The sequence below is a fragment of the Marinobacter sp. DSM 26671 genome (assembly GCF_900112835.1).
Taxonomy (GTDB): Bacteria; Pseudomonadota; Gammaproteobacteria; order Pseudomonadales; family Oleiphilaceae; genus Marinobacter; species Marinobacter flavimaris.
Window position 1 is genome coordinate 56,959 of the sequence record NZ_FONF01000006.1, and the last position, 25,436, is coordinate 82,394.

Below are 25,436 nucleotides of genomic sequence, written 5' to 3' on the forward strand. Positions count from 1 at the left end.
GACATGTTAAGGAAGAAGACCAACGGGGTAGCGAAAAGCTCCCGTGCAGGCTCTTTGCTTTCTTCTCTCGCTGCCAAGACTCTGGACCGTCGTCAGTTCCTGACAACGTCTGGCGTGGCAGTGGGTGGTCTGGCCGCACTGTCGCTGTCATCGGGACGGGTTGAAGCTGCGGCCCCAACGACCGGGGGTGGCGAAGTCGTCGTCAAAAAATCCGTTTGTACGCACTGTTCGGTAGGCTGCACGGTCGAGGCTGAAGTGCAGAATGGAACATGGATCGGGCAGGAACCAGGCTGGGACAGCCCCTTCAATCTGGGTGCTCACTGCGCCAAAGGCGCTTCCGTACGGGAGCATGCCCACGGCGAGCGTCGTCTCAAGTCGCCCATGAAAATGGTCAACGGCCAGTGGCAGAAGATTTCCTGGGATACCGCCATCAACGAAATCGGCGACAAGATGCTCGAAATTCGTGAGCAAAGCGGTCCCGATTCGGTCTACTGGCTGGGCAGCGCAAAGTTCAACAACGAGCAGGCCTACCTGTTCCGTAAGTTTGCGGCCTACTGGGGCACCAACAACGTGGACCACCAGGCTCGTATCTGCCACTCCACCACCGTCGCCGGCGTAGCCAATACCTGGGGCTACGGCGCAATGACCAATTCCTACAACGACATCCACAACTCCAAAGCCATCTTCATCATCGGGGGTAACCCTGCCGAAGCGCACCCGGTCTCGCTGTTACATGTGCTTAAGGCGAAGGAAGAGAATAACGCACCTCTCATCGTCTGCGATCCGCGTTTCACACGCACTGCCGCGCACGCCGATGAGTTCGTCCGTTTTCGTCCGGGCTCCGACGTTGCGCTGGTCTGGGGCATACTTTGGCACATTTTCGAAAACGGTTGGGAAGACAAAGAGTTCATCCGCACCCGGGTGTGGGGCATGGATGAGATTCGTGAGGAAGTAAAACGCTGGAATCCGGAAGAAGTCGAGCGTGTAACCGGCGCTCCGGGCGCTCAACTCGAGCGTGTGGCCCGCACTCTGGTCAACAACCGCCCGGGTACCGTTATTTGGTGCATGGGTGGTACCCAGCACACCAATGGTAACAACAACACCCGGGCCTACTGCATTCTCCAACTGGCACTGGGCAACATGGGCGTTGCTGGCGGTGGCACCAACATCTTCCGGGGGCACGACAACGTTCAGGGTGCTACCGACTTGGGCGTGCTCGCCGACACTCTGCCCGGCTATTATGGTCTGTCCGCTGGCGCCTGGGCCCACTGGTCAAGAGTCTGGGAAGAGGATCTGGACTACCTGAAAGGCCGCTTTGCCGTGTGGGACAAGAACGGCAAATCCAAAGCCATGATGAACGAGAAAGGCATTCCGGTATCCCGATGGATTGACGGTGTCCTGGAAGCCAAAGAGAACCTGGAGCAGCCAGACAACACCCGGGCCATGGTGCTGTGGGGCCACGCGCCCAACTCCCAGACCCGTATGACGGAAATGAAGGAAGCGATGGAAAAGCTCGACCTGTTGGTTGTAGTGGATCCCTTCCCGACCGTTTCTGCCGTACTCCACGATCGCAAAGAGGGTGCCTACCTGCTGCCCACGACCACCCAGTTCGAAACCTACGGCTCGGTAACCGCGTCGAACCGTTCTCTGCAGTGGCGAGAAAAAGTAGTAGAGCCGCTGTTCGACTCCAAGGTCGATCATGAAATCATGAAGCTGTTTGCGGACAAGTTCGGCTTCACCGATCGCATGTTCCGCAACATTGCCATTGATGGAGACGAACCGTCGATTGAGGACATCACCCGCGAGTTCAACCGTGGCATGTGGACCATCGGCTACACCGGCCAGTCCCCTGAGCGCCTCAAGAAGCACATGAAATATCAGCACCACTTCGACAAGACTACGCTGCGTGCAGTCGGTGGACCTTGTGATGGTGATTTCTACGGCTTACCGTGGCCTTCATGGGGCACACCGGAGATGAACCATCCGGGCACTGCCAACCTGTACGACATGTCGTTGCCGGTTTCCGAAGGCGGCCTGACGTTCCGGGCCCGCTTCGGAGTCGAGCGTGATGGCGAAAGCCTGTTGGCAGATGGCGTCTACTCGAAGAACTCCGAGATCAAGGACGGCTACCCGGAATTCACCATGCAGATGCTAATGGATCTGGGCTGGGATGGCGATCTGACGGCTGAGGAGCGGGCCAGTATTGAAGCCGTGGCCGGCCCGGAAACCAACTGGAAGACAGACCTGTCTGGCGGCATTCAACGTGTGGCAATCAAGCACGAGTGCGCACCTTTCGGTAATGCCAAGGCCCGCACCGTGGTCTGGAACTTCCCGGATCCGATACCGCTGCATCGCGAACCGCTATATACCAACCGTCGTGATTTGGTTAAGGATTACCCGACATACGAAGACAAGACTTTCTGGCGGGTGCCTACCCTGTACGAGTCCATTCAGAAGAACGACTTCAGCAAGGAGTTCCCGATCATCCTTACCTCCGGCCGTCTGGTCGAATATGAGGGTGGTGGTGATGAGACTCGCTCAAACCCCTGGCTGGCTGAATTGCAACAGGAAATGTTCATCGAGGTTAACCCACGCGATGCCAACAACCTGAACATCCGTGACGGCAATGATGTCTGGGTTTCCGGCCCCGAAGGCGCGCGGATCAAGGTCAAGGCCATGGTGACCGAACGTGTCGGAGAGGGGGTGGCCTTCATGCCATTCCACTTTGGCGGGCACTATCAAGGCAAGGACCTGAGGGACAAGTATCCCAAGGGCGCAGACCCCATCGTTCTGGGCGAATCCACCAACACGGTTCAAACATACGGGTATGACTCGGTCACGCAGATGCAAGAGACCAAAGCCACCCTGTGTTCGATTATGCCGGCATAACAAGAGGTGTAAATCATGGCACTTGAGGGAAAAGCACGCGCAAAATTCCTGGTCGATGCCGAACGCTGCATCGAATGTAATGCTTGCGTAACGGCCTGTAAGAATGAGAATGAAGTCCCCTGGGGTATCAACCGCCGGCGCGTGGTGACCATCGGAGATGGTAAGCCTGGCGAACGCTCGATCTCGGTAGCTTGCATGCACTGTTCAGACGCGCCTTGTATGGCCGTTTGCCCTGTGGATGTCTTCTACCAGACCGAAGACGGTATCGTGTTGCACTCCAAGGATCTGTGTATTGGTTGTGGGTATTGTTTTTATGCCTGCCCCTTCGGTGCGCCTCAGTTCCCCCAGGCGGGCAACTTTGGCAGCCGGGGCAAGATGGACAAATGCACGTTCTGTGCAGGCGGCCCTGAAGAAGACAATTCAACAGCTGAGTTCACCAAGTACGGCCGCAACCGCATTGCCGAGGGCAAGCTGCCAATCTGTGCCGAAATGTGCTCGACCAAAGCGCTGCTGGCCGGTGATGGCAGCGAGGTGGCAGACATCTATCGCCAGCGTGTGGTGAGCCGTGGTTTCGGTTCCGGCGCCTGGGGATGGGGCACGGCCTATGGGAAGAAGGTCCCTTAAGCCCGCCATGAGTTTCGGGGCCCCCCGGGCCCCGCAAAACTCATGGCGGCAACGAACTCTTCTTCTTGATTCTTTTGGGGTGCTCGCATGAAGCGTAAGTTGTTAGGTGCTGTCGTCCTTGCACTGGCGACACTGGTGTTTAATCCTGTCTGGGCGCAAGAGGCCCCCGCGGTTGATCGCACGTCTACCGGGGGTGCTCAAACCCTGGAAGACATCCTGGCTCGTCAAAAACAGTTGGAAATTGACGAGTCTTTTCGCTCGGAAAACCTGGGTAATCCTGCCAATGCGGCACCGATCAGTGGTCGACTCGGCACCCTGGGAGGGCGCTCGGATTCCGACATCTATCGTGCCATTCGATACAACAAGATTGACCCCAGTACCCAGGCCCGGGGGCCTGCCGCTGACGTCCTGATCCAGGACGGAGGCATACCCTGGTACAAGTTACGAGAGGGGCCGGTCATCACTTACGGTGGCAGTGCAATCCTGGCTATCATTGCGCTACTGGCAGTGTTCTATTTTGTGCGCGGAAGAATCAAAATCACAGGCGGCCCTGCGGGCACCACGGTTGAACGATTCAAAGCCATCGAACGATTTGGTCACTGGCTGTTGGCGGGCTCGTTTGTCGCATTAGCTATAACGGGGTTAATCACCTTGATGGGTCGCAGTTTCCTCATTCCGGTTATGGGGCCCGAGGCCTTTGCCACTCTGGCTGCCGGCTCCAAATGGCTTCACAACAACATTGCGTGGGCCTTTATGTTGGGGCTGGTGATGACCTTCTTCATGTGGGTGGCGCACAACATCCCCAACAAGCTCGATTGGCAGTGGCTCAAAGTGGGCGGCGGCATCTTCACCAACGCCCATCCGTCAGCGAGGAAGTTCAACGCCGGTCAGAAAATTGTTTTCTGGACCGTGATGTTGCTGGGTTTTTCAGTCTCGTTGTCGGGCCTGTCATTGTTGTTTCCGTTTGAAATTCCAATGTTTGCCAAGACGTTTGGCGTCGTGAACACTGTTTTGGGAACGGATTTGCCGACAGTGCTGACGCCGCACGAAGAGATGCAGTATGCCAACATCTGGCACTCTATCGTGGCGTTCGTGATGATGCTGGCCATCATTGCCCACATCTACATCGGCTCGGTCGGCATGGAAGGTGCCTTCGACGCTATGGGTAACGGCCAGGTTGATCTCGAATGGGCTCGTCAACACCACGATCTGTGGGTCGCTGAGGTTGAAGCCAAACAAGGCAAAGGAGGTTCGTCGTGAAGGTAATGATTTCGGCTTTTATCGCGGCCCTGCTCATTGCCACGGCTGCACCAATGGTGCTGAACCAATTTGGCTGGTCGTCGGCGGAACAAACCAGCGCAGAGAGCGTTCGCCTTGACTGATCAGTCCGAGGTATACCAGATCGACGCCGTCGGTCTGGTATGTCCTCTCCCCATCCTGCGCTTCAAAAAACGGACCAAAGACCTGCCCGGCGGAACACTGGTCGATTTCCTGGCGGATGACCCCACCGGCCGAAAGGACCTTCAGGCCCTCTGTGATATCACCGGCCACCGGATTGAATGGACCAGAGAAGAAGAAGCTGGCGTCACTCGTTACCGCATTTCCCTGGCATAAAACGGCATCGAAATCGTCAATCTTTTCCTACACTTCACCACGCCCTCTTGGAAAATCAGGCGCCAACCCCCTATCTTAAATTAGGACTCCTAATAATTGGAATTCCGATGAGTTCAGACCCACTGTGGGAAATGATGATGCCTGAAAATGTCGAGGGACTGGCCCGGTCGATTCCTGGTGCTGCGGAAACCATGACCTTCTGGAGGCACGAGTGGCGGATCAAGTCAGCATCCGGTGTTGTGAAATGACTGAGTGGTACCGGCACTCCCAAACAGCGTGAAAACGGAGACATATGCTGGAATAGCGTGATCATTGATGTAACACGGGAACGTCAGATCCATAGCAAGCAAACCACCGTAAGCCTACCCTCATTTCTATTTAATACAGACTAAAAGGCCAAACAATGAGCGACAACAGTCGACCGGTAATTCTGACTGCCCGGCAAATAAGATTCCTGCAGGACCTGATCCTCGAAAAGCAGTACCAGCTTGCCGCTAAGCAGTCAGAGAATCAGCAGAGCACTGATTACAGTCAACTCAGCGAGCAGATGAGCCACACAACAGATCTGCTGATGCAGCTGACCGACGCATTGCCGGAAGATTGCGCAATTCCCCTCCAGGAAACTCCGGAAATCCCTGCGAGCACCTGCCCCTAGTGACCACCTCGTGGATGCTTGCGGGCTTCCAGGTTACCCAGCGACAATTTCACGTCTCGATCCGAAATTTCTGGAAGATCGTCAAAATCCGAAACTCGCGGAAATTTCGAATCGATCACAGTCGCCAGCGTATCGTCGATGCACAGGGTGTCTGCCACGGCCTGATGACAACCGGGCATCAGGATTGCCCTGATCTCGCCGATTTCTCTTGTTCCCGTCTCAACGTCTCCGGAGCGACTGGCGCTGATCACGGTGAGCTTTTCGGCCCAATCCACAGCGCGGCCATCAACAGGTTTCGCCTCAATCCGCTCACAGGCTGTCAGGGTTGCTTCAAGCAACGTTCGGAAGTTAGCTGATTCAGCCAGCCGCTCGGCCTTTTCGCGAGCACTGCGATCTTCGTCAGGCACCAATAGTATGTAGGGCGTATTATCAACAAAGACACCCCAGTAGTCGGCCGCAATGGCTTCGGGTTTCGGGTAATAAACCCCAGCGGTCAGGGTCGAATGCTTTTTCCTTCTAGCCAGGAAGGCGCCTTTTTTTTCACAATCCAATTCTTTGCCTCGGTCTTTTCCGGTTTTCACTTCTTGCACGGGTCGTCCAGCAATGGCCATTGAACGATAGGCTCGAGCCCCATCGGTGGATCATTTCGTGGACGCAGAAATATGGTGATTGCAAGAAGGTTTTACAAATCCGCAGCCAGGCCTGTGCCTGCCGAGCGACATTTCCGCTCTTTTGGCAGCACATATGCGTCGTAATCTCTGGAATGATTCACGAATGACGCAATAATGATTAAGGAAGCATCGATCCCGGCCGATATAAAAAAAGATCGCAGTAATTTGCGTGCTCCAATAGTCCGTAAAGCTTATAGATTCTGGGGAATCAGCATGTCTATCAGAAAACTGTTCATCGTCTCGATTGCCGCTGTTCTGCTGGTCATCGCAATACTCGCAAGCGTTGTGATCGCTTTAAACACGCAGAAAACGATCACGGCAGATGTCGCTGAAAGGCAGAGTGATCTTGTCGAGGAGATCACCGGAATGCTCTCCATCACCGACGAGCTCATGTCAAAACGGGTGAAGAATTCGCTGAATCTGCTCATTGAACGCGGCCAGCAACTCGGAGCCGCCAGGATCCAGGGAACCGAACCGGTCGCAGGCAAACCCGTTCCGGCACTGTTTCTCGGCGACACCATGATCAACAACAACTTTGACCTGGTGGATGGCATAACCGGGATCATGGACGGCACAGCCACTCTATTCGTCAGGGATGGACAGGACTTTGTCAGGGTTTCCACAAACGTAAAGAAAGACGATGGATCCCGTGCCATCGGCACCAAACTGAATATGGCGGGCGCGGCCGGGCAGGCCATTAGCCGGGGCGAAGCCTACTTCGGACAGGTCGATATTCTCGGCAATCCCTACCTCACCGCTTACAGCCCTATCCGTAACGCCTCAAACCAGATTATCGGCATCTGGTATGTGGGCTATTCAGCGGACCTTGAAGAACTTGAAGCGGCCATCACCTCATCCAGCCTGCTGGAAAGAGGATTTCTCGCCCTGGTGGACGACAAGAATCGACTGCGCATGCACTCCAGCTCCATTGAGTCCGATCCACTGCAAAACCTGCTGGAATCTGAGCCGGAAGACTGGAACCTTGCACGTACTGCGTTCGATGCCTGGGGGTACCAGATTATCACCGGCTACTCGGAAGACGAAGTGGCAGCCATGGTTCGCAATCAGACCATCAAGACGGTCATGGCAATTCTGATCGGCGGACTGGTGCTGATCGGCTGCCTGAGTGCCCTGGCACAACTGGTTGTGGCTCGACCTCTCCAAAAAATGATCGATGCCATCAACGACATTGCCAGCGGCGAAGGCGACCTGACGGTGAGGTTCAATGCAACCGGCAAGAGCGAATTGGACGTCATGGCCCAAGGCTTCGATCGCTTGCTAGACCGGTTACAAACTACAATTTCAGAAACCAAAAGATCCTCGGAAAGCCTGCTTGAGGCCTCGTCGAGTCTAAGGGGCATAGCATCAGACTCCGCCACCGTCGTCTCGCAACAAACCGAGGAGACCGAGCAGGTTGCAACCGCCATGAATGAGATGACAGCAACCGCTCAAACTGTTGCCGAAAGCGCCTCCAGGGCTGAAAACATTGCCAAAGAGGCGGATGGTCTGGCCGAAAGTGGCCAATCGCTCATTGCCAAAACCACGGCGAAAATACAGAGCCAGCTCGACAACAACCAGAGCTCAGTGCAAACCAGTGCTTCGCTGAGAGCTGCATCGGATAACATCGGCAATATTCTTTCCGTCATAGAAAACATTTCGGAACAGACTAATCTCCTGGCGCTTAATGCAGCGATTGAGGCAGCGCGAGCCGGAGAACACGGCAGAGGTTTTGCGGTGGTGTCAGACGAAGTCAGAAACCTGGCCCGTCGGACCCAGGAGTCCATCAAAGAGATCCAGGACCAGATCAATCACCTGCAGGAAGGCGTTGCCGGTGTTACCGACGTTATTGAGGTGGGCAGTCAGCTAGCAACTGAAACCAACGACATGATCCGCGAAACCGGCAACGCGATCGAGGCACTGCGCGAGGGCGTTCGAACCATTCGGGACACCAACATTGAAATGGCAAGCGCCGCCGAGCAGCAGAGCCAGGTTTCTGAGGACATCAACCAGCGCCTTGAGCACATTCGGCAAATGGCTGGTAGCAGCCAGGAGAACGCCGCATCAACCAATGAGGCGGCAGAAACGTTGAAGCAACTAGCGGAAAAACTGAAGTCTCAATTGGACTCTTACAGGACCTGACCCAGTTTCCATACCCGGCAATCATTCTTAAATAACGAACGAATAGATCGGATATATATATTTTTGTTCACAGCAAAAGCCTCGGATACTACGCGTATTAAATACTCCTGATTCCGAGGCCCTCGCATGTTCGATGTTCAGGCGATCGAATCCTTGTTCTCACTGCTGGTACCGCTGCTTTTCGGTGCCGGAGCAGTCGCGACCGGATTGGCAACCAACCAGAGCAACCTTCTCGCACGGTCATTGACCTTCAAGCTTGCCTTTGTATCGGCTTTGGCCGCCGCAATCGGAAGTTGGTGGTGGCCGGTCGATGGCGTCTGGTTCAGTCACGCGCCTCTGGCCTCAATCATGTTGCTGCTTATCACTTTGCTGGGAATGGTGCTGGGACGCTTCTCGGAGAGGTATCTTGCGGGGGATCCCGGCCAGCGCCGATTTATGATCTGGCTTCAGGTGATCCTCGCCAGCGTGGCCATGATCGCCATCACCAATCATTTGCTGGTGTTCCTCGTCAGCTGGATTGCCATCAGCGTAAGCCTGCACCAGTTGCTGATGTTCTTTCCTGATCGCCCGCGCGCCGCCCTGGCGGCGCACAAAAAGTTCATTTTTGCCCGAATTGCGGAGCTCTGCCTGGCACTGGCGTTCCTCCTGCTTTATGTCCAGTACGACACGCCCTTTATTGATCGGATTCTGGTCCAGGTATCCGGTGCAACAGAGGTGCCCGCCGGCGCCCAGATCGCTGCGGTTTTGATGGCTGTGGCTGCTTTGCTCAAATGCGCACAGATGCCTTTCCACGGTTGGCTGATTCAGGTGGTGGAATCACCCACGCCGGTTTCCGCCCTGCTTCACGCCGGCGTTGTAAACCTTGGCGGTTTCCTGATGATTCTGATGGCACCGCTTATTTCAGAAGTAAGCGCAGCCCAGTGGCTTTTGCTGGCCGTGGCAGGCCCCACGGCGGTGTTTGCCAGCCTTGTTATGATGACCCGTATTTCCATCAAGGTAAGGCTGGCCTGGTCAACCTGCTCCCAGATGGGCTGGATGCTGGTTGAGTGCGCTCTGGGGCTGTACGAGCTGGCGCTCCTGCATCTGGTTGCGCATTCCGCTTACAAGGCACACACCTTCCTGAACGCCGGCAATACCGTTGAGTTGTCGATGAAAAAACGCCTGGTTGCCGTCAATGAGCCCGGGCCAAAACAGTGGCTGGCCGCTGCCGCCCTGGCGGGCCTGTTCATGCTGCCGACTGTTTTCCTGTCCAATGAGGCCGGCACGGCGCACATGTTTTCATGGATTGTGCCAGGCATCGCCCTGACGATTCTGCTCTCAGAGTTCCTGTCAGCCGGCGGCGGCGTTCTCACCGTTGCCCGTGGCCTGGTTATTGGTGCTGCCTTCTGGGCACTGTACTGGCTACAGAAAACCTTCTTCGGTTTGCTGCTTGCGCCACCGGAAAGCCAGGCAAGCCTGCTGGAAGTGGTTTTTGTCGCTGCCCTTATCGCAATACTGGTACGCGGCTACTACCAGATTCGCTACCACCGTTTCTCACCCGCAGGCGCCAGGCTTTACCGGTTCCTGTTCGCCGCGGGCTACCTCGATGAGTGGTCCACCCGTCTGACCCTGAAAATATGGCCTGCCAAACTGCCTGATGTCGTTCGGCCGCGAGCCGTGGTCAGCGTCTCTTCAACCTCTGGTTCCAGGGAGTCCGCATAATGTTAGCGTCGAGCCTTAATCCCACCACCGAAGCAACCACCCATACACCAGATTGGCAGGCGGCCGTCACCGATGCCTGCGCGCGAATCGCGCCCTCCTGGCCATTGGATCAGATGATCGCCGTGAATCCGTTCTGGGAAATGCGGGACCTGCCATTCACCAGGGTCGCTTCACGCATGGCGGCACTCAATGGCACCTGCTGCCAGAATCAGGCCGCGCTTGCCGGACAGGGCAACGGCCCGGCGGCCGCGGAGACCGCCAGCATGCCCGAACACTGGCAGAACCTGAGCGCCCAGCTGGATCGCAATCGCGACACCGCCCATCAGGTAGGCTGGCAGGATGAAGTTGTGCATCAGATAAGCCAGTTCTGCGGCGACTATTTCCAGCGTCTGGATGCCGGTGATTTCAAGGCGGATGCCCAGGACCTTTACCATAGCTGGCTGCAAATGACCCGGGCTGACCGCGGCATTGCCATTGTTATGGGAGAACCATCCCTGCCCTCCCAGTTTCAGGTGTTGCCGGATCAGCATGAAAAACTGATTACCGATGCCCTCGAAGCCCTGGCATCCCAACCGGACTATGCGCCAGATTATGCCCATGCGCTCCTCCTGGATATCAACGGCTGGTCATCCTGGGCCGCCTACTTGCGGTGGCAAGCGCGACTCAGTGGCCACGAGGAAGACCTGCTGCCGGGTCTACTGGCCATCCGACTGGCCTGGGAGCTCGCCATATGGCGGCACGTCCAACACGTTGGCGGGGCCATCTTTGCCGAACTGAAACAACGCTGGCTCAAACAGTGGGATGGCTGGCCAGAGATGCTCCAGACCCACGAGCAATCTCAAACCACAGGTTGGCGCCAGCAAACAGAGGCTGAGTCGGCCTACCAGTCACAGATGGCTGAAAAGCTTCTTACCAGGCCTGAAAATCCCTCGTCGGACGATCAGCCGCTGAAGTTACAGGCGGCCTTCTGCATCGATGTTCGGTCGGAGGTCTATCGTCGTGCGCTGGAAGCCCAGAATCCAGCTATCCAGACCCTCGGGTTTGCCGGCTTCTTCGGCCTCCCGATCTCGTATCGACCCAAGGGCACCGGGTTTTGCCGGCCACAATTGCCGGGCTTGCTGGCGCCGGCGCTCGAGGTTACTGAGGCCGAACCCGCCGACAGCTTCAGCCGGCAATCATTAGCCAACCACTCCCACTGGTCACAGTTTTCCAACGCCGGCCCGGCGAGCTTCAGCTTTATCGAGAGCATGGGCCTCGCAGGTCTGGGACGCATGGTTCGCAAAACCTTTTTTGGCAAGTCCTCGGATAACCCGGTCGATCAACTCCATAAGGGACAGACCGAGTTCGAGATCCGCCAGAACGGGACCCTGCTGGGCGCTGCGGAGAAAGCGGAGTTGGCCGGGGGTATTCTCCGGGCCATGACCCTGACTCATGATTTTGCGCCCACCGTTCTCCTTGTTGGGCACGGCAGTAGTACGCGTAACAATCCCCATGCAGCGGGCCTCGACTGCGGCGCCTGCGGCGGACAGACCGGTTCGGTAAATGTTCGCGTACTTGCCGGCATCCTGAACGACAAGGACGTGCGTGCGGCCCTGGCTGAGCAGGGGATTTTGATCCCCTCCGAAACCCGGTTCGTGGGGGCACTGCATAACACAACCACCGACGAGGTCGAGTGCTCAGGTGATGTTCCCGACGAGATCCGGGGTTTCCTGGCCAATGCCGGCGCCCAGGCACGTCGTGAACGCGCCCTGCGGCTTGGTATCGCAACCGAGAGCGATGTTGACAGCGCCATCAAAAAGCGCAGCCAGGACTGGTCCGAAGTTCGGCCGGAATGGGGTCTTGCCGGCAACGCAAGCTTTATCGTGGCGCCTCGTTCGGCCACGCGACACCTGGACCTGGGTGGCCGCAGTTTCCTCCACGACTATCGCTGGCGCGAGGATGAAGGCTTCAACATCCTCGAACTGATCATGACCGCGCCCATGGTGGTCACCCACTGGATCAACCTTCAGTACTTCATGTCTGTTACCGACAATCTGCATTACGGTAGCGGCAACAAGGTCCTGCACAACGTGGTTGGCGGCCACCTGGGGGTTTTCGAGGGCAACGGCGGCGATTTGCGAATCGGTTTGCCGCTGCAGTCGGTACACGATGGCCAGCGTTGGGTTCACGAGCCCCTGCGCCTGAGCGTTTACCTGGCCGCACCGAAAGAAGCGATTGCCGAGATCGCCCGGAAACACAAGGTCGTAAAGGATTTGATCGGTAACGACTGGCTGTATCTGTTCCGGATCAACGACGAGCACACCTCGATAGAGCGTTTTTATCAGAATCAATGGCAAACTGTTGCCTGTGACTCCAATCGGTAAACCCTGAGACCTTATGCCCGCAACCATCAAGTTAGACGCGACCCAATCCGCTGACGTTGAGAAAGCCGCCAGCCTGCTTCTTGCCGGCCATCTCGTTGCTGTGCCCACCGAGACTGTCTATGGCCTCGCGGCCGACGCCAGCAACGAACAGGCGGTCAGAAAAGTGTTTGAAGCAAAGCAGCGCCCGGTCGGACACCCTCTGATCGTGCACGTTGCGTCACCTGACAGGGTCAGACTCTGGGTCGACCACCTGCCGGAGACCGCCAGGCAGCTGATCCAGGCATTCTGGCCGGGGCCACTCACACTGCTACTGCCAAAGAAAAGCGGCGTCAGCGATTTCATTACCGGCGGCAACCCGGGCGTGGCGGTCAGGATGCCGGCGCACCCGGCCACGCTGGCAACCATGGAGCAGCTCGGCCGGGATCTGGTTGCCCCATCTGCGAACCCCTATGGCAGGATCAGCCCGACCACCGCAGAGCACGTGCTCGCGGGCCTGTCCGGAAAGATCGAGGCGGTTCTGGATGGCGGGGACTGTTCAGTGGGCATTGAATCCACCATTGTCGACCTCACCGGCGACACGCCAGTTATCGCCCGGCCCGGGCAGATCGCACAGAGCGATATCGAAGCCTGCTTGGGAATCACGCTCGCCCCGGGCAAAAGCGCCAGTCAGGCGGTGCCGGGGAGCGTAAAGCGCCACTACCAGCCTGTTACGCCTACGGTTGGAGTGGCCACGGATCAATTCGCCCGGCTTCTGCCCGAAGTTACATCGGCAGGCGAAAAGATTGGCGTGATCTGGTGGCAGTCGCCCCCAGACGAGCGGGCATCCGAGGCCATTATGCTCAGCGCCGATCCGAACGAATACGCTCGCATGCTCTACACCGCCATGCACTCGATGGACAAGGCAAACGTCGATCGGATCGTGATTGAGCTTCCGCCCAGGGAAAGCCAATGGCTGGCCGTCCACGATCGGCTGGGACGGGCCTGTACCGAACAATTCGCCTAAGCCGGCGTGCCCTGGCATGCAGGGCAGTAATACAGGCGCCGGCTGGCCATCATGGTTTTAACTAGCGGCGACGCGCAATCGTGGCAGCGTTGGCCATCGCGGTTGAACACCATGTGTCGGCGCTGCCCGAACGTCCATCCTTCTTTTTTGAGCCGCTCTGCCCGCTCGGGCGGATTGGTGATGCCCTTCAACCGATAGGTTCGCTGCACCAGGGTCAGGATGGCCTCGGCCAATTTCGACTGCTGATCGGCGTCCAGATCACGGGGCCGTGCCCGGGGTGAGACACCCGCTTCAAAGAGGATTTCCGAGCGGAGGTAATTACCGATTCCGGCAACGAACGCCTGGTCCAGCAGCAAACCACCCAGGTTCCGGCCCCGGAAACGCTTGTCGTCAAACACCGCCAGAAGCTGATCGACGCTGACATCCTGATTGAGAGGGTCCGGCCCGAGCCGTGACAGATAAGGCACCTCGCTCAATTCATCGGGCCGAACCAGTTGGATGTCGGAGGCGCTGTACAACCGGGCCGCTTTCTTCGGACCGATAATGGCAAATCGCAGCTGCCGGTTTGTACTCGGTTCCCGATCGGGTTTGCCCATGCGCCACTTGCCATACAGCTGGTTATGGCTGTAAACGCACCACGGCCCGTCTTCATCTGTGGCCTCAAAAAACACCAACACGGCTTTGCTCCGCGCCTCCACTCTCTCGACTCTGCGTCCCCGAAGGGCACTCTCGAAAGGCTTCAGGTGTTCAAAGGCAAAAAACACAGATTGCGCTGTCTTGCCGCCAATGGCCTTATGAATGTCATCGACCATGCGGCGTATTTCGGGACCCTCGGGCATACTTGTTTCCGCTCCTGACCAGTCTCTCTGCATCACGGGTAAGCTAAACCCTACGTTGCTTCCAGCAATTCGGAGTTGTCGGGTCACAAAGTTTTGCCCGGATCCAGGTAAGCCCTTTGCTCAACCTGCTCGTAGGTTCTGATGTATTCAACGTAAGAGCAAGGTGAGTCATGAAGGACACCAAGCTGGCTCTGTTCATCGCAGCAATCCTGATTGTGCTGGCGGCCGCGACGCGGGAGGAACCGTCTGCCTCTGAAAGCTGGGCGAAGACCCAGGTTGTCCCTCTGGTATTTGCCGAAGCGCTGGGCGCTGATCAGTGGCCACCCTCGATGAAGGAGCGGTTTCTGGAAGACCCGGAGAACCAGATCAGAATGAGTCAGACTGACAAGACATTGAGGGATGGACGTGGCCCAGATGAGTGGTTGCCGGCTTCGGGTCAATGCGATTACATGGGCAGGTTCATGGCGGTGATGGAGCGTTACCGGCTCCATCACCGCGAGCCCCAATGGCGGGGCTGGCAAACCAAACGACAGCGCTGCTACACCCAGTTTCAGTAGACGCAGCCTGCCGCTCCTCAGCCAAGCGGCCTAGCGCTTGTTGTCAGGGCCAATCAGATCGGAAAGCCGCTCGCGCAGGCTGTCGATGTTGTCTTCACCGCTCTGTTTGAGTTCGTCCAGTTTTTTGCGGCCTTCCGAGATTTTATCTTCCACCGAGCGCACTGCATCGGAGGCGCTCTGCTGAATGTCAGCACTCGCCTTCTCGTTCTCGGCTTCAGCTTCTTTGGCTTTGGCCTTGGCTTTCAGGGAATCGGCTTGCTTTTCCCATTCTTCCAGCTGGGTTTCGGCCTTTTTGATCAATTCGTCTTTCAGTGACATAAATGCCTCCATTGCGCAAATAGCGAGCGATCGCCCATCCTCAAGAAATAAAAGTGGAAACGCAACCCGGACCCAACTGAATAGCTGCCTCAGTCCGATTTTGACGATTGATCCGAGCTATCGGACTCAGAACTGCCCTTGCGCTCGGGCTGCAATTCCTCTTCAACCCAGCGTCTCACCTGGTGTCGATCCTTCCGGCGCACCAGCTGCTCGCTGTGAATGTTCCGCGGGAAGATCTGGGGCCAACCCTCGTGGTTAAGAGAAAAGCTGCGCCGTACACCCACCGGATACTTCGTGGGCCCGTGGATCACGGCGGCCCGGATTTCAACGCCGGTGATGTCCTCGAACAGGTAATCGCTTTCGCTTTCTTCACTGCGACGTCCCAGGATGATGTTCCTGAACGAGCCCAGCACCAGATACCCACCGGGCTGTAACGGGCCCTGGCGCAGCACCTGATGCACGTTGGCATCATCCGCGCCGACACGGCGATAGTCGGTCACCGTCATGATTTTCTCTTCGCCCGCGCGGGTGTAGAGAACCACCTGCACACACTGCACGTGCACCGTTTCCTTGCCCATGTTCACCAGCAGACACAGGGCATCCGGGTTTTCGTTCTGGGCGTGATGAATAATAAGGTATGGGCGATTATTTCGTTTTTACTGCAGGAAAAACAGCTGGAAGTAGACAATCCAGACGATCGCCATGATTGCGCTGCTGACAGGCGCGATGTAATCCATTTATTAATTCCCTCCCGATTCCAACACTCCGAAAAGCCAGCTTGCTTTGAACCTTCCATACTCAACTGGATAACAGGATCCCAATCGGAGATAATAAACGCGATTATTTAACACCAGTGCCATTCGTTAGTCTCTGGTCATGACCATTTACAGCGTTATTCAATTAGTCATTTTTTCGGTTCTGTTGCTCAATACCGTGCACCTGATGCCAGCTTTTGGCCGCTGTCTGAAGGGTGCAGAATCGGCATTCCAGTCCGGGTATCTCTGCGCCATGCTCACCATGCGCCTGGCCCGCAACATTCTGGGCCTGATCCTGGTAACCGCCAGCACCGCGCCCAACCCGGAAATTCACGCCCTGGTGCCCAAGGGTATCCTGCTGTTCCTGGTTCTGGCACTCATTAACGCCGCCCTGACCCAGTACATGGAACGAATCCGGGTGGAAGAGGGCGCCCGTTTCTAGGCGCCTCGCTGTCAGGCGTAAAGCGACTCGATCACCTCGGTATATTTCTCGTAGATATTGCTCCGGCGGACTTTCATGGTCGCCGTTACCTCGTCATCGTCGTGGTCCAGTTCCTTCGTCAGCAAGTGGAAGCGTTTGATCTGCGCCACCTGTGGTAGCTGCTCGTTGCCCTTGTTTACTTCTGCCTGGATGAGGTCATTCACCTGCGGCTGCTCGGTCAGGCTCCGGAAGGTGGTGTAGGCAATGCGCTCCTGCTCTGCCCACTTTGCCACCGTATCGAAATCAATCTGGATCAGCGCAGACACATATTTTCTGGCCTCACCGATCACAATGCATTCCTTGATATAGGGACTGGCCTTGATGGTGTTTTCGATTTCCGTTGGTGAAAGATTCTTGCCGCCGGCGGTGATCATGATGTCTTTCAGACGGTCGACGATCTTTAGCTGGCCATCCCGCCATTCACCCACGTCACCGGTGTGCAGCCAGCCATCCTTCAAAGTTGAAGCCGTGGCCTCGTCGTTCTTGTAATATCCCTTGAACATGCTGCCACCGCGCATGATGATCTCGTTGTGCTCCCCAAGCGTTACCTCAACCCCGGACACAGGCACACCCACGGTTCCCAAGCGCACGTCATCAACGGGTTGCGCCGTGGCAACGCCGGTGCTTTCCGTCTGGCCGTATACTTCTACCAGGGGAATGCCGATGGTCCGGAAGAACTCCAGTATGCCGGTTGATATAGGGGCTGCCCCGGTGAGCGCAATACTGCATCGGCGCAGGCCGATAAAATTCTGCAAGGCGCGCAACACAAGCCAGTAACTGATGCCATACAGGCATTTCTCCTTCAGGTTCCAGTCTGCGCGGGGTTTCGTGGCCATAGGCGAACACACCCGGATTGCCCATTTGAACAATGCCTGTCGCAAACGCCCGGTCTCCTGAATCTTGATGTAGATGGACGAGTGCAGTTTCTCCCATATCCTCGGTACCCCCAGGAAAAAGGTCGGTGCAATTTCCCGCAAATCTTCCTGAATGGTCCGCAGGCTCTCACCAAAGCTGACTGTACTGCCCACATACACCGGCGCAATATTGGTAAAGGCCTGCTCTGCAACGTGGCAAAGCGGCAGATAGGAAAGGCTCGAGCCGTGTTCGTCCGCCTGCAACAGCTCAATAAGCCCCGGCGCCGCGGCATGAAGGTTGTGCCAGCTGATCATTGCCCCCTTGGGTCGGCCGGTGGACCCGGAGGTATAGATCATCAGGGCGGTGTCATCCATTTGCTGGCTGTCCAGCAATTCATCCACCAGGTTGGGATGCTGCGTTTCGAATTCCCGGCCCCTCGCCTCGATATCCTCGAATGCCGACGGCGGCTCCGGGTAATAGCGCAGGCCCTTCATATCGATGGCAATGCAGTGTTTCAGCTTGGGCAAATCTGGCCAGGCCTCCAGCACCTTGTCGGTCTGTTCCTGATCTTCGCAGATCACAAATTCCGCGTCGCTGTGCTCCAGAACATAAGCCACTTCGTTCCAGGGGCTGGTGGGATAGACCCCGACACAGATGCCCTGCACCAGGCCGATGCCCATCTGGCCGATGACCCACTCCACCCGGTTTTCCGAGATAATGGCCACATGGCCACCCGGTTCGAGCCCCATGGCACGCAGCCCCAGCCCGAAGTGCCGGGCCCGTCGGTAATAATCCTGCCAGGAATAGGCCTGCCAGATACCGAAATCTTTCTGGCGCAGTGCCAAGGCGTCCGGCCGCTCGCGGGCGTGGGCGCGCAACATTTGAGTGAGAGTCAGGTCAGGTATGGCAGGGGTTGTCATGACAGCCACCGTTTACGGCGTTTGTAGTGCTTGATGTCGCGGTAACTGCGGGCTTCGCCTTCCTTGCCACCCACACCCAGATAGAATTCCTGAACATCTTCATTGGACGTGAGCTTGTCCGCCGGGCCATCGATCACAATCTTGCCGTTTTCCATGATGTAACCGTAGGATGCGATCGCCAATGACACCGCGGCGTTCTGTTCCACCAGAAGGATGGCAGTGCCCTGCTCCCGGTTGATTCTGGCCACGATGGTAAAGATCTCTTCCACGAGCAGCGGCGCCAGACCAAGCGAGGGCTCATCCAGCATGATCAGGTCCGGCTGTGCAATCAGCGCCCGCCCCAGGGCCAGCATCTGCTGCTCGCCGCCTGAGAGATAACCGGCCAGCTGCATACGGCGCTCCTTCAGTCTGGGGAAATAGTTATAAACCAGCTCGTAGCTGTCACTCAGGGAAGGCTTACTGCCACTGAGCGCGTAGGTGGCGGCAATCAGGTTCTCCTCAACCGTGAGGTCCTCGAACACTCGTCGGCCTTCCATGACATGAAAGAGTCCGTCGCGCACAAGCCGCTCCGGCGGAACACCTTTTACATCCTTACTCCTGAAGCGTACTTCGCCGGCAGTGACCTCTCCGTCTTCCAGGGTCAGCAGCCCTGAGACGCTTTTGAGGGTGGTGGATTTACCAGCACCATTGGAGCCGAGGAGCGCTACAATGGCCCCCTTCGGAACCCGCAGTGACAGGCCCCGGAGGACCTGCACTGACTTGTTGTAGACCACCTCGATATTATCGATTTCCAGTAAGGCTTCCATACAGCCCCTCAGTCGAGGTGGATCCAGTCCGATACCGGCTCATAACGGCCCGCCTCGGCATTCACACGCCAGATACGGCCCACCGGGAACGACATATCCTTCACTGTGACCGGAATGCCGATGATGCCGCCGGTGTCCCAGTCCTCAATGGAAGCCAGGGCTTCGGCCATGTTATCCCCGGTCAACTCCTTACCGGCATCGAGGGTGCGCTTGATCACTTCGGTCCAGACCATGGCGTTGAACCAGCCCTGGATGTACCCGGTGGGACGGTAGCCCGCCTCCGGATCACTTTTCTCAGCCTGAGCCCTCAGGGCATCCAGCATCGGGCCGGTTTCCTCACTGTCGTAGTAGTTGTAGGGCATGACGCCCATGTAGCCGTCGGCATCCGCGCCCATCTTGTCGATGATCAGCTTGTCGGAAGACCAGAAAGTCCCCATGAACTGGGTATCCAGTCCCATCTGACGCATCTGCACCATGAATTCGTTGATCGGTGACAGCACATAGCCGTGGAACACCACGTAATCGGGGCGTACCCGACGCAGCTTCAGCACCTCGGCAGAGACGTCGACACTGCCGGGTTTGGTGACAATTTCTTCTACCACTTCGATGCCCAGTTCGGCAGCGCGGGCCTTGCCATTCTCGATCGGATCCTTACCAAATTCGGTATCGCTGTAGACAAACGCCACGTTCGGCATATCGCCGCCTTCACCCTGGGATGCGATGTACTCGAGAATAATCCCGAACATCTGGCTGTAGTTGGGGCCCGGGATGAACTGGTACGGGTAGGTTTCGTTGTCAGTCAGCACAGTGGCGAAGGACGCCCCGCTCATAAGGGTGTTGCCCTGGCTGTTGAGCTCCGAGGCGATCGCCTTCATGAAACCGGTGCTGTCGCCGTAATAGGTGGCAGGGGAACTGCTACCGGAAATCTTCTTGAACGCCGCAACCGAGCGGTCCACCTCATAGGCAGTGTCTTCCATGACATATTCCACCGGATGACCATTGATACCGCCCTGGCTGTTGATCCAGTTGGTGTAGTCCGTGAGACCGGCATGGAGGTGAATACCGGCGAAGGCAAAGACACCGGAGAGCGGTATGGAGCCACCGAACACGATCGGCTCTTTATCCTGAGCCATCGCCGGGGCGGCGACTGTCAGCGCAGCGACCAGGCTACCCAGCCCGGCAAGCCGGCGACCTTTTTCGAGGATGTTTCTGAACATGTTTCTTCTCCTTGCTGCTTCTTGTTGTTGGTGGTGCATGGGCTCTTTAGGACAGGCCCGTTGAAACACGATTAATTCCGGAATGGCCAGAGGCGGAAAAACCGGCGGATCCGGTGCCAGATCTCAGCCAGGCCGTGAGGTTCAAAGATCAGAAAGCCCACGATCAGGGCGCCAAAGATGATTTCCAGCATCGGCGACATGAACACCGGCGCATTCGGATAGAAAGGCGTCAGCGCGGCGGTCAGCAGCTTCAGGGCTTCCGGCACCAGGGTCATGAAGGCAGCGCCAAGAATGCCACCCAGCAAGTTCCCCATACCGCCGACGATCACGGCGGCCAGATAGAAAATGGACATGGAAAGCGGAAAGCTCTCTGGCGTGACCACCCGATAGAAGTAGGCGAACAGGCCGCCGGCGATCCCGGCATAGAACGAGCTGAGCGCAAAGGACATCAGCTTGTAACGCAGCAGGTTGATCCCGAGAATCTCGGCGGAAATATCCCGGTCACGAATGGCGATAAAGGCCCGGCCAATCCGGGTTCTGAACACGTTGCGGGCCGCCAGCACCATCAACACCGCCAGAGGCACGATGATGAAATACATGCTGAAGTCGCTCTGGAAGGTCAGTCCGAACAGGTGCGCAGGCTCCAGGCTGAGGCCGCCCATACCCCCGGTTACCGACTCCCACTCGGCAAAGATGAAATGCAGGAATACGCTCGCAGCCAAAGTGGCAATGGCCAGATACAGGCCTTTGACGCGAAGCGAGGGCAGGCCCACGAGGATTCCAACGGCAGCAGCCATCAGACCGGCCAGCATAAGAGTGACCGGGAAGGGCAGCGTGGTGTTAATCGACAGCCAGGCCACGGTGTAGGCACCCACCCCCATGAACCCCGCCTGCCCCAGGGAAATCAGGCCGGTAAAACCGGTCAGGATATTCAGGCCGGTAGTACTGATCACGGCAATGCCGACCAGGCACCCCAGATACAGCAAGTAGGAATTCACCGCAAAAGGGAAAACCAGCAACACCAGCAGGAAGAATCCCAGCCACAGCTTCTGGGTCTGGCTGGTCCAGATTGCCTCATCGGCCTCGTAACTCTGTTTTGCGTCACCGATGCGCATCTTACACTCGCTCTATTTCATGGGTGCCAAACAGGCCGTAAGGTCGAATCACCAGGATGATCGCCAGCACCAGGAAGGTGGCCGGCATCCGGTATTCACCGCCAAGATAGGCGCCCGCCACGGTCTCCAGCCAGCCAATGAACACGCCCGCCACCAGGGCGCCGAGAATGCTGTCCAGGCCACCAACGATCACAACCACAAGAACGCTCAGGCCAATGATCCCGAATTGCGGGCTCAGACCACCGGTGGCCGCCACCAGCACACCTGCCAGGGATGCCGCCAGAGAACCAAAGACCCAGGCCATGTTGAACACCCTGCGCACATTGATGCCCATTGAATAGGCTGCCGCCTGATCCGAGGCGGTGGCTCGGAGGGCCACGCCACCCCGGGAGAATCGGAAATAGAGCAGATAAACAATGAGCAGGCCCGATCCGATAAGAAAGCCGTAGGCAATTTTGGGGGCCAGATACAGTTCGCCGATAAACACCGGCTCGCGAGGCAGGAAATTGGGCAGCAGCTGGGGATCCGCTGTCCAGATAAACTCCACCAGGCCCACCAGAATGCTGGCGATGCCGATGGTCACCATCACTACCGAAATCGGTGACTCGCCCAGCATTGGCCGGATCATGGTCTTTTCAATCACACCGCCGAGAATACTACCGCCGATAACCGCCAGCGGCAGGGCAATCCAGGGCGAAAGTTCCATGCCACCGGCAAACGCCAGGAACAGGTAGGCCGCAAACATCATGATCTCGCCGATGGCAAAGTTAATGACTTTCGTGGCCTTATAAATGATCACAAAGCCCAGGGCGATAAGGGCATAGAGGCCGCCCATGGCCAGGCCCGCCAGGCTGATTTCGCCGAAGAACAACCAATCCATCAGGCGGCCTCCCCCTCGGCATTGAGCTTCTTGCGAAGGCTCTCGATATCACTGTTGCCCAGGTACGCCTTGATCACCTCGGGGTTGTTCTGAACGTCCGCTGGCAGGCCTTCGGTGATGACCTGGCCAAAGTTGAGCACGGCAATGTGATCAGAAATATCCATCACCATGCCCATGTCGTGTTCCACCATCAGGATAGTGACACCCCACTCTTCCCGGATATCGAGAATAAAGCGGGCCATGTCTTCCTTTTCCTCCCGGTTCATACCCGCCACCGGCTCATCCAGCATCAGTACTTTCGGCTGCATGGCCAGCGCCCGGGCCAGCTCGACCCGCTTCTGAAGGCCGTAGGAAAGGCTCGCAACCGGCTGGCGGCGGATGTGGTCTATCTCGAGGAAATCGATGATGCGCTCTTCCACATCCTGACGGACGGCCATTTCCTCACGCCGGGCCGGGCCAAAATAGGCCAGCGCACTGAGCAGTCCGCTCTTCATATGCACATGAGCGCCCAGCTTGATGTTGTCGAGTACGGTCATACCCCGGAACAGGGCAATATTCTGGAAGGTTCGGGCCAGGCCCAATGCGGCTCGTTTCGGTGGCTTGATATTGCCCGGCAGTGGCTGCCCCTGATAGTGAATCGTGCCCTGCTGGGGTTTGTAGAACCCGGAGATGCAGTTGAACAGCGACGTTTTGCCAGCGCCGTTGGGGCCGATAATGGTGGTTACGGTGTTCTCAGGCACCCGGAAACTCACGTCCTGCAGCGCCTTCACCCCACCAAAAGACAAGGACAGGTCACTGACCTCGAGGATACTCACGTATAACACGCCTCAAGATTTATGTTTGTTGTTATTCGTTGGTCTGGACGCGTCTGGAACGTCCAGAGTTAAAAATAGTCGACGCGGGCCCCTCGCGCCAGAAAACCGTGTTCTATATTCAGGAGTCAGGTCCGGTAAAAAAGAGGAACAACAATGACCTCCCCTGTGATCCTGCAGTTCGATGACAACAACGGCGTGGCAACCCTGACCTTCAACCGTCCGGAAGCCCTTAATGCCATCAATGTGCCGATGGCAGAGGCTTTCCTGGAGGCCACCAGATCCCTGCGAGACAGACAAGGACTCCGGTGCGTCGTGCTGACCGGGGCGGGCCGCGCATTCATGGCCGGCGGAGATGTGGCGAGTATGGCCGGCAGCCACGTTCAGGCTCGGGAGGCGGTCAATGCCCTGCTGGACGCCCTCAACCCGGCGATACTGATCCTGCGCGAACTGAACGCCCCGGTCATTGCCGGTGTCCGGGGCTTTGCGGCAGGGGCCGGCCTGAGCCTGGCCATGGGCGCCGATCTGATCATTTCTGACGCCAACGCGCGCTTCATGGTGGCCTACGATGGCATCGGCACGGTACCGGACTGCGGGGGCACCTGGTTCCTGAACCGCCGGATCGGCGCCGGGCGAGCCAGCCAGCTGATGCTGCTGGGCCAGACGTTGACGGCTCAGGAAGCTTTGGCCTGGGGACTGATCAATCAGGTTGCCGTGAAGGGCGAGTTTGACGAAACTCTCGACGAACTCACGCGCAAGGTCGCGGCCGGTCCATCCCGAGCCTATGCGGCTTTCCGGCGGCTCTCGGATGAGGCCTTCGGGGCAGATCTTTCCGGACATCTTGAAGCCGAGAGGCACGCTTTCCTGGAGGCGGTAGGGACCTCAGACTTCCAGGAGGGGGTGGCCGCATTCCTTGCCAAACGGCCGGCACAATTCCGAGGCCAGTGACGAAATCACGAGACCCGGTTACACCAGCCACCCTGCCTTCCGATCAGGAGATAACTCCACGCTCCCGGAGCGCCTTGACCTCAGCGGGAGACAGGCCGGCAATTTGCCGCAACACCTGTTCCGACTGCTCCCCCAGCAACGGTGGCGCCATGCGGTAGGCTACCGGCGTCAGTTTCAGTTTGATCGGATTACCAACGGTAGGCACCTCGCCGAGGTCGGGGTGGCCGACGCTCTGCTTCATGCCGCGTGCCAGAACCTGGGGATCCTCAAACACCTGGTCCAGGGTGTTCACCGGGCCACAGGGCACTCCGGCCTGCTCCAGAATCCCGACCCACTCCTGGGTAGAGCGCATCACCGTGGCCTGCCTCAGCTTCGGAATCAGCTTCCTGCGATTGGCCACCCGTACCCGGTTGGTGGCAAAGCGTTCATCCCTCGCCCATTCCGGATGCCCGAGTACCTCACACAACCGGACAAACTGTTGGTCATTGCCCACGGTTAACACCATGTTGCCATCAGCTGTCGGAAAATCCTGATAAGGAACAATGTTGGGGTGGGCATTGCCCATTCTCGACGGCGCCTTGCCGGTGGTCAGGTAATTCATGGCCTGGTTTGCGAGGCAGGCTACCTGCACATCCAGCAGTGCGGCTTCCACATACTGCCCTTCCCCGGTCCGGTCCCGGTGACTGAGGGCCGCAAGCACCCCAATGGTGGCGTAGAGCCCGGTCATGATGTCCGTCAGCGCAACACCGACTTTCATCGGCCCGGCCCCGGGCTCGCCGTCCGGCTGCCCGGTGATGCTCATCAGCCCGCCCATGGCCTGGATCAGGAAGTCATAGCCCGGGCGGCTGGCGTAGGGGCCGTCCTGGCCGAAGCCGGTAATGGAGCAATAGATCAGTTTCGGGTTGATTTGCTTGAGGCTGTCGTAATCCAGGCCGTAGCGTTTTAGGCCGCCGACCTTGAAGTTTTCCAGTACCACATCGGATTCGGCCACCAGCTTGCGGACCAGCGCCTGCCCCTCGGGATGGGCTATGTCTACGGCCAGGGACTGCTTGTTGCGGTTGGCGGTCAGGAAGTAGGCGGACAGCTCGGCGCTGCCGTCCGCCCCTTGAAGATAGGGCGGCCCCCAGGACCGGGTGTCATCCCCGGTGCCCGGGCGCTCGATCTTGATCACCTCCGCGCCCAGATCCCCGAGGATCTGGCCGGCCCAGGGGCCAGCCAGTACCCGGGATAGGTCCAGCACACGCAGGTGCGACAGCGGGCCTGCCATCCGACTC

The 25,436-nt window shown here is 57.7% G+C and carries 24 protein-coding genes; 13 read left to right on the forward strand and 11 right to left on the reverse strand.

The window, feature by feature from the left end:
• Window positions 1-3 precede the first annotated feature (3 nt).
• From BM035_RS08430 to BM035_RS08450, 6 genes are all read left to right on the forward strand, one after another.
• A complete protein-coding gene (locus tag BM035_RS08430) occupies window positions 4-2,889 on the forward strand; it encodes a formate dehydrogenase subunit alpha (protein WP_092031118.1) in 2,886 nt (961 codons plus the stop codon).
• A 15-nt stretch (window positions 2,890-2,904) separates the two neighbouring features.
• On the forward strand, window positions 2,905-3,513 hold the full coding sequence (fdh3B, locus tag BM035_RS08435) for a formate dehydrogenase FDH3 subunit beta (protein ID WP_008177277.1): 609 nt from the start codon (window positions 2,905-2,907) through the stop codon (window positions 3,511-3,513).
• A gap of 87 nt (window positions 3,514-3,600) precedes the next feature.
• Window positions 3,601-4,773: a formate dehydrogenase subunit gamma gene (locus BM035_RS08440; RefSeq protein ID WP_008177275.1), complete on the forward strand. Its 1,173-nt coding sequence runs from the start codon at window positions 3,601-3,603 to the stop codon at window positions 4,771-4,773.
• Window positions 4,770-4,895 (forward strand): hypothetical protein, encoded by a 126-nt coding sequence (locus BM035_RS23130; protein WP_264752631.1) that lies wholly within the window; start codon window positions 4,770-4,772, stop codon window positions 4,893-4,895. Before BM035_RS08440 ends, BM035_RS23130 begins: the two co-directional genes overlap by 4 nt.
• On the forward strand, window positions 4,888-5,127 hold the full coding sequence (locus tag BM035_RS08445; RefSeq protein WP_053113861.1) for a sulfurtransferase TusA family protein: 240 nt from the start codon (window positions 4,888-4,890) through the stop codon (window positions 5,125-5,127). Before BM035_RS23130 ends, BM035_RS08445 begins: the two co-directional genes overlap by 8 nt.
• A 403-nt stretch (window positions 5,128-5,530) precedes the next feature.
• Entirely contained in the window at window positions 5,531-5,782 is a 252-nt protein-coding gene (locus tag BM035_RS08450) for a hypothetical protein (protein ID WP_092031119.1), read from the forward strand.
• On the opposite strand, the gene BM035_RS08455 is transcribed toward BM035_RS08450, so the two are convergent.
• On the reverse strand, window positions 5,779-6,393 hold the full coding sequence (locus tag BM035_RS08455; protein WP_092031121.1) for a hypothetical protein: 615 nt from the start codon (window positions 6,391-6,393) through the stop codon (window positions 5,779-5,781). The genes BM035_RS08450 and BM035_RS08455 overlap by 4 nt on opposite strands.
• A 273-nt stretch (window positions 6,394-6,666) precedes the next feature.
• Here BM035_RS08455 and BM035_RS08460 point away from each other — a divergent pair, with 273 nt between their 5' ends.
• The 4 genes from BM035_RS08460 to BM035_RS08475 all read left to right on the forward strand — a co-directional run bounded on the left by BM035_RS08460 (window position 6,667) and on the right by BM035_RS08475 (window position 13,659).
• Complete coding sequence (locus BM035_RS08460; RefSeq protein WP_008177264.1) at window positions 6,667-8,592, forward strand: methyl-accepting chemotaxis protein; 1,926 nt, start codon at window positions 6,667-6,669, stop codon at window positions 8,590-8,592.
• 126 nt (window positions 8,593-8,718) lie between these two features.
• The gene (locus BM035_RS08465; RefSeq protein ID WP_053113858.1) at window positions 8,719-10,293 is read left to right on the forward strand and encodes an NADH-quinone oxidoreductase subunit L; all 1,575 of its coding nucleotides are present in this window, start codon (window positions 8,719-8,721) and stop codon (window positions 10,291-10,293) included.
• On the forward strand, window positions 10,293-12,656 hold the full coding sequence (locus BM035_RS08470; RefSeq protein WP_092031122.1) for a YbcC family protein: 2,364 nt from the start codon (window positions 10,293-10,295) through the stop codon (window positions 12,654-12,656). Before BM035_RS08465 ends, BM035_RS08470 begins: the two co-directional genes overlap by 1 nt.
• Before the next feature lie 13 nt (window positions 12,657-12,669).
• Window positions 12,670-13,659, forward strand: coding sequence for an L-threonylcarbamoyladenylate synthase (locus BM035_RS08475; protein ID WP_092031124.1), 990 nt, complete (start codon window positions 12,670-12,672; stop codon window positions 13,657-13,659).
• Here BM035_RS08475 and nei read toward each other — a convergent pair.
• On the reverse strand, window positions 13,656-14,498 hold the full coding sequence (nei, locus tag BM035_RS08480; RefSeq protein ID WP_008177258.1) for an endonuclease VIII: 843 nt from the start codon (window positions 14,496-14,498) through the stop codon (window positions 13,656-13,658). The two genes, BM035_RS08475 and nei, sit on opposite strands and share 4 nt — an antisense overlap.
• A gap of 170 nt (window positions 14,499-14,668) precedes the next feature.
• Between nei and BM035_RS08485 the strand changes: the two genes are divergently transcribed.
• The gene (locus BM035_RS08485; protein WP_092031125.1) at window positions 14,669-15,055 is read left to right on the forward strand and encodes a hypothetical protein; all 387 of its coding nucleotides are present in this window, start codon (window positions 14,669-14,671) and stop codon (window positions 15,053-15,055) included.
• Window positions 15,056-15,085: 30 nt separating this feature from the next.
• Here the strand turns inward: BM035_RS08485 and BM035_RS08490 are convergent, their stop codons facing one another.
• A complete protein-coding gene (locus tag BM035_RS08490) occupies window positions 15,086-15,373 on the reverse strand; it encodes a hypothetical protein (protein WP_175497368.1) in 288 nt (95 codons plus the stop codon).
• Between the two features lie 89 nt (window positions 15,374-15,462).
• Complete coding sequence (locus BM035_RS08495) at window positions 15,463-15,951, reverse strand: hypothetical protein (RefSeq protein ID WP_254775439.1); 489 nt, start codon at window positions 15,949-15,951, stop codon at window positions 15,463-15,465.
• A gap of 298 nt (window positions 15,952-16,249) precedes the next feature.
• Here BM035_RS08495 and BM035_RS08500 point away from each other — a divergent pair, with 298 nt between their 5' ends.
• Window positions 16,250-16,570, forward strand: coding sequence for a hypothetical protein (locus tag BM035_RS08500; protein WP_008177254.1), 321 nt, complete (start codon window positions 16,250-16,252; stop codon window positions 16,568-16,570).
• An 11-nt stretch (window positions 16,571-16,581) separates the two neighbouring features.
• On the opposite strand, the gene BM035_RS08505 is transcribed toward BM035_RS08500, so the two are convergent.
• The 6 genes from BM035_RS08505 to BM035_RS08530 all read right to left on the reverse strand — a co-directional run bounded on the left by BM035_RS08505 (window position 16,582) and on the right by BM035_RS08530 (window position 23,217).
• Complete coding sequence (locus BM035_RS08505) at window positions 16,582-18,384, reverse strand: AMP-dependent synthetase/ligase (RefSeq protein WP_092031129.1); 1,803 nt, start codon at window positions 18,382-18,384, stop codon at window positions 16,582-16,584.
• Entirely contained in the window at window positions 18,381-19,190 is an 810-nt protein-coding gene (locus BM035_RS08510; RefSeq protein ID WP_092031130.1) for an ABC transporter ATP-binding protein, read from the reverse strand. Before BM035_RS08510 ends, BM035_RS08505 begins: the two co-directional genes overlap by 4 nt.
• Window positions 19,191-19,198: 8 nt before the next feature.
• Window positions 19,199-20,407, reverse strand: a complete 1,209-nt coding sequence (locus tag BM035_RS08515) for an ABC transporter substrate-binding protein (RefSeq protein WP_092031131.1) — start codon at window positions 20,405-20,407, stop codon at window positions 19,199-19,201.
• Between the two features lie 71 nt (window positions 20,408-20,478).
• The gene (locus BM035_RS08520) at window positions 20,479-21,522 is read right to left on the reverse strand and encodes a branched-chain amino acid ABC transporter permease (protein WP_092031133.1); all 1,044 of its coding nucleotides are present in this window, start codon (window positions 21,520-21,522) and stop codon (window positions 20,479-20,481) included.
• Window position 21,523: 1 nt separating this feature from the next.
• Window positions 21,524-22,402 (reverse strand): branched-chain amino acid ABC transporter permease, encoded by an 879-nt coding sequence (locus BM035_RS08525; RefSeq protein ID WP_092031134.1) that lies wholly within the window; start codon window positions 22,400-22,402, stop codon window positions 21,524-21,526.
• On the reverse strand, window positions 22,402-23,217 hold the full coding sequence (locus tag BM035_RS08530) for an ABC transporter ATP-binding protein (RefSeq protein ID WP_092031136.1): 816 nt from the start codon (window positions 23,215-23,217) through the stop codon (window positions 22,402-22,404). The genes BM035_RS08525 and BM035_RS08530 overlap by 1 nt, the downstream gene beginning before the upstream one ends.
• Window positions 23,218-23,370: 153 nt before the next feature.
• Here BM035_RS08530 and BM035_RS08535 point away from each other — a divergent pair, with 153 nt between their 5' ends.
• The gene (locus tag BM035_RS08535; protein ID WP_092031137.1) at window positions 23,371-24,162 is read left to right on the forward strand and encodes an enoyl-CoA hydratase/isomerase family protein; all 792 of its coding nucleotides are present in this window, start codon (window positions 23,371-23,373) and stop codon (window positions 24,160-24,162) included.
• 43 nt (window positions 24,163-24,205) lie between these two features.
• On the opposite strand, the gene BM035_RS08540 is transcribed toward BM035_RS08535, so the two are convergent.
• Window positions 24,206-25,429, reverse strand: a complete 1,224-nt coding sequence (locus tag BM035_RS08540) for a CaiB/BaiF CoA transferase family protein (RefSeq protein ID WP_092031139.1) — start codon at window positions 25,427-25,429, stop codon at window positions 24,206-24,208.
• Between the last annotated feature and the right edge of the window lie 7 nt (window positions 25,430-25,436).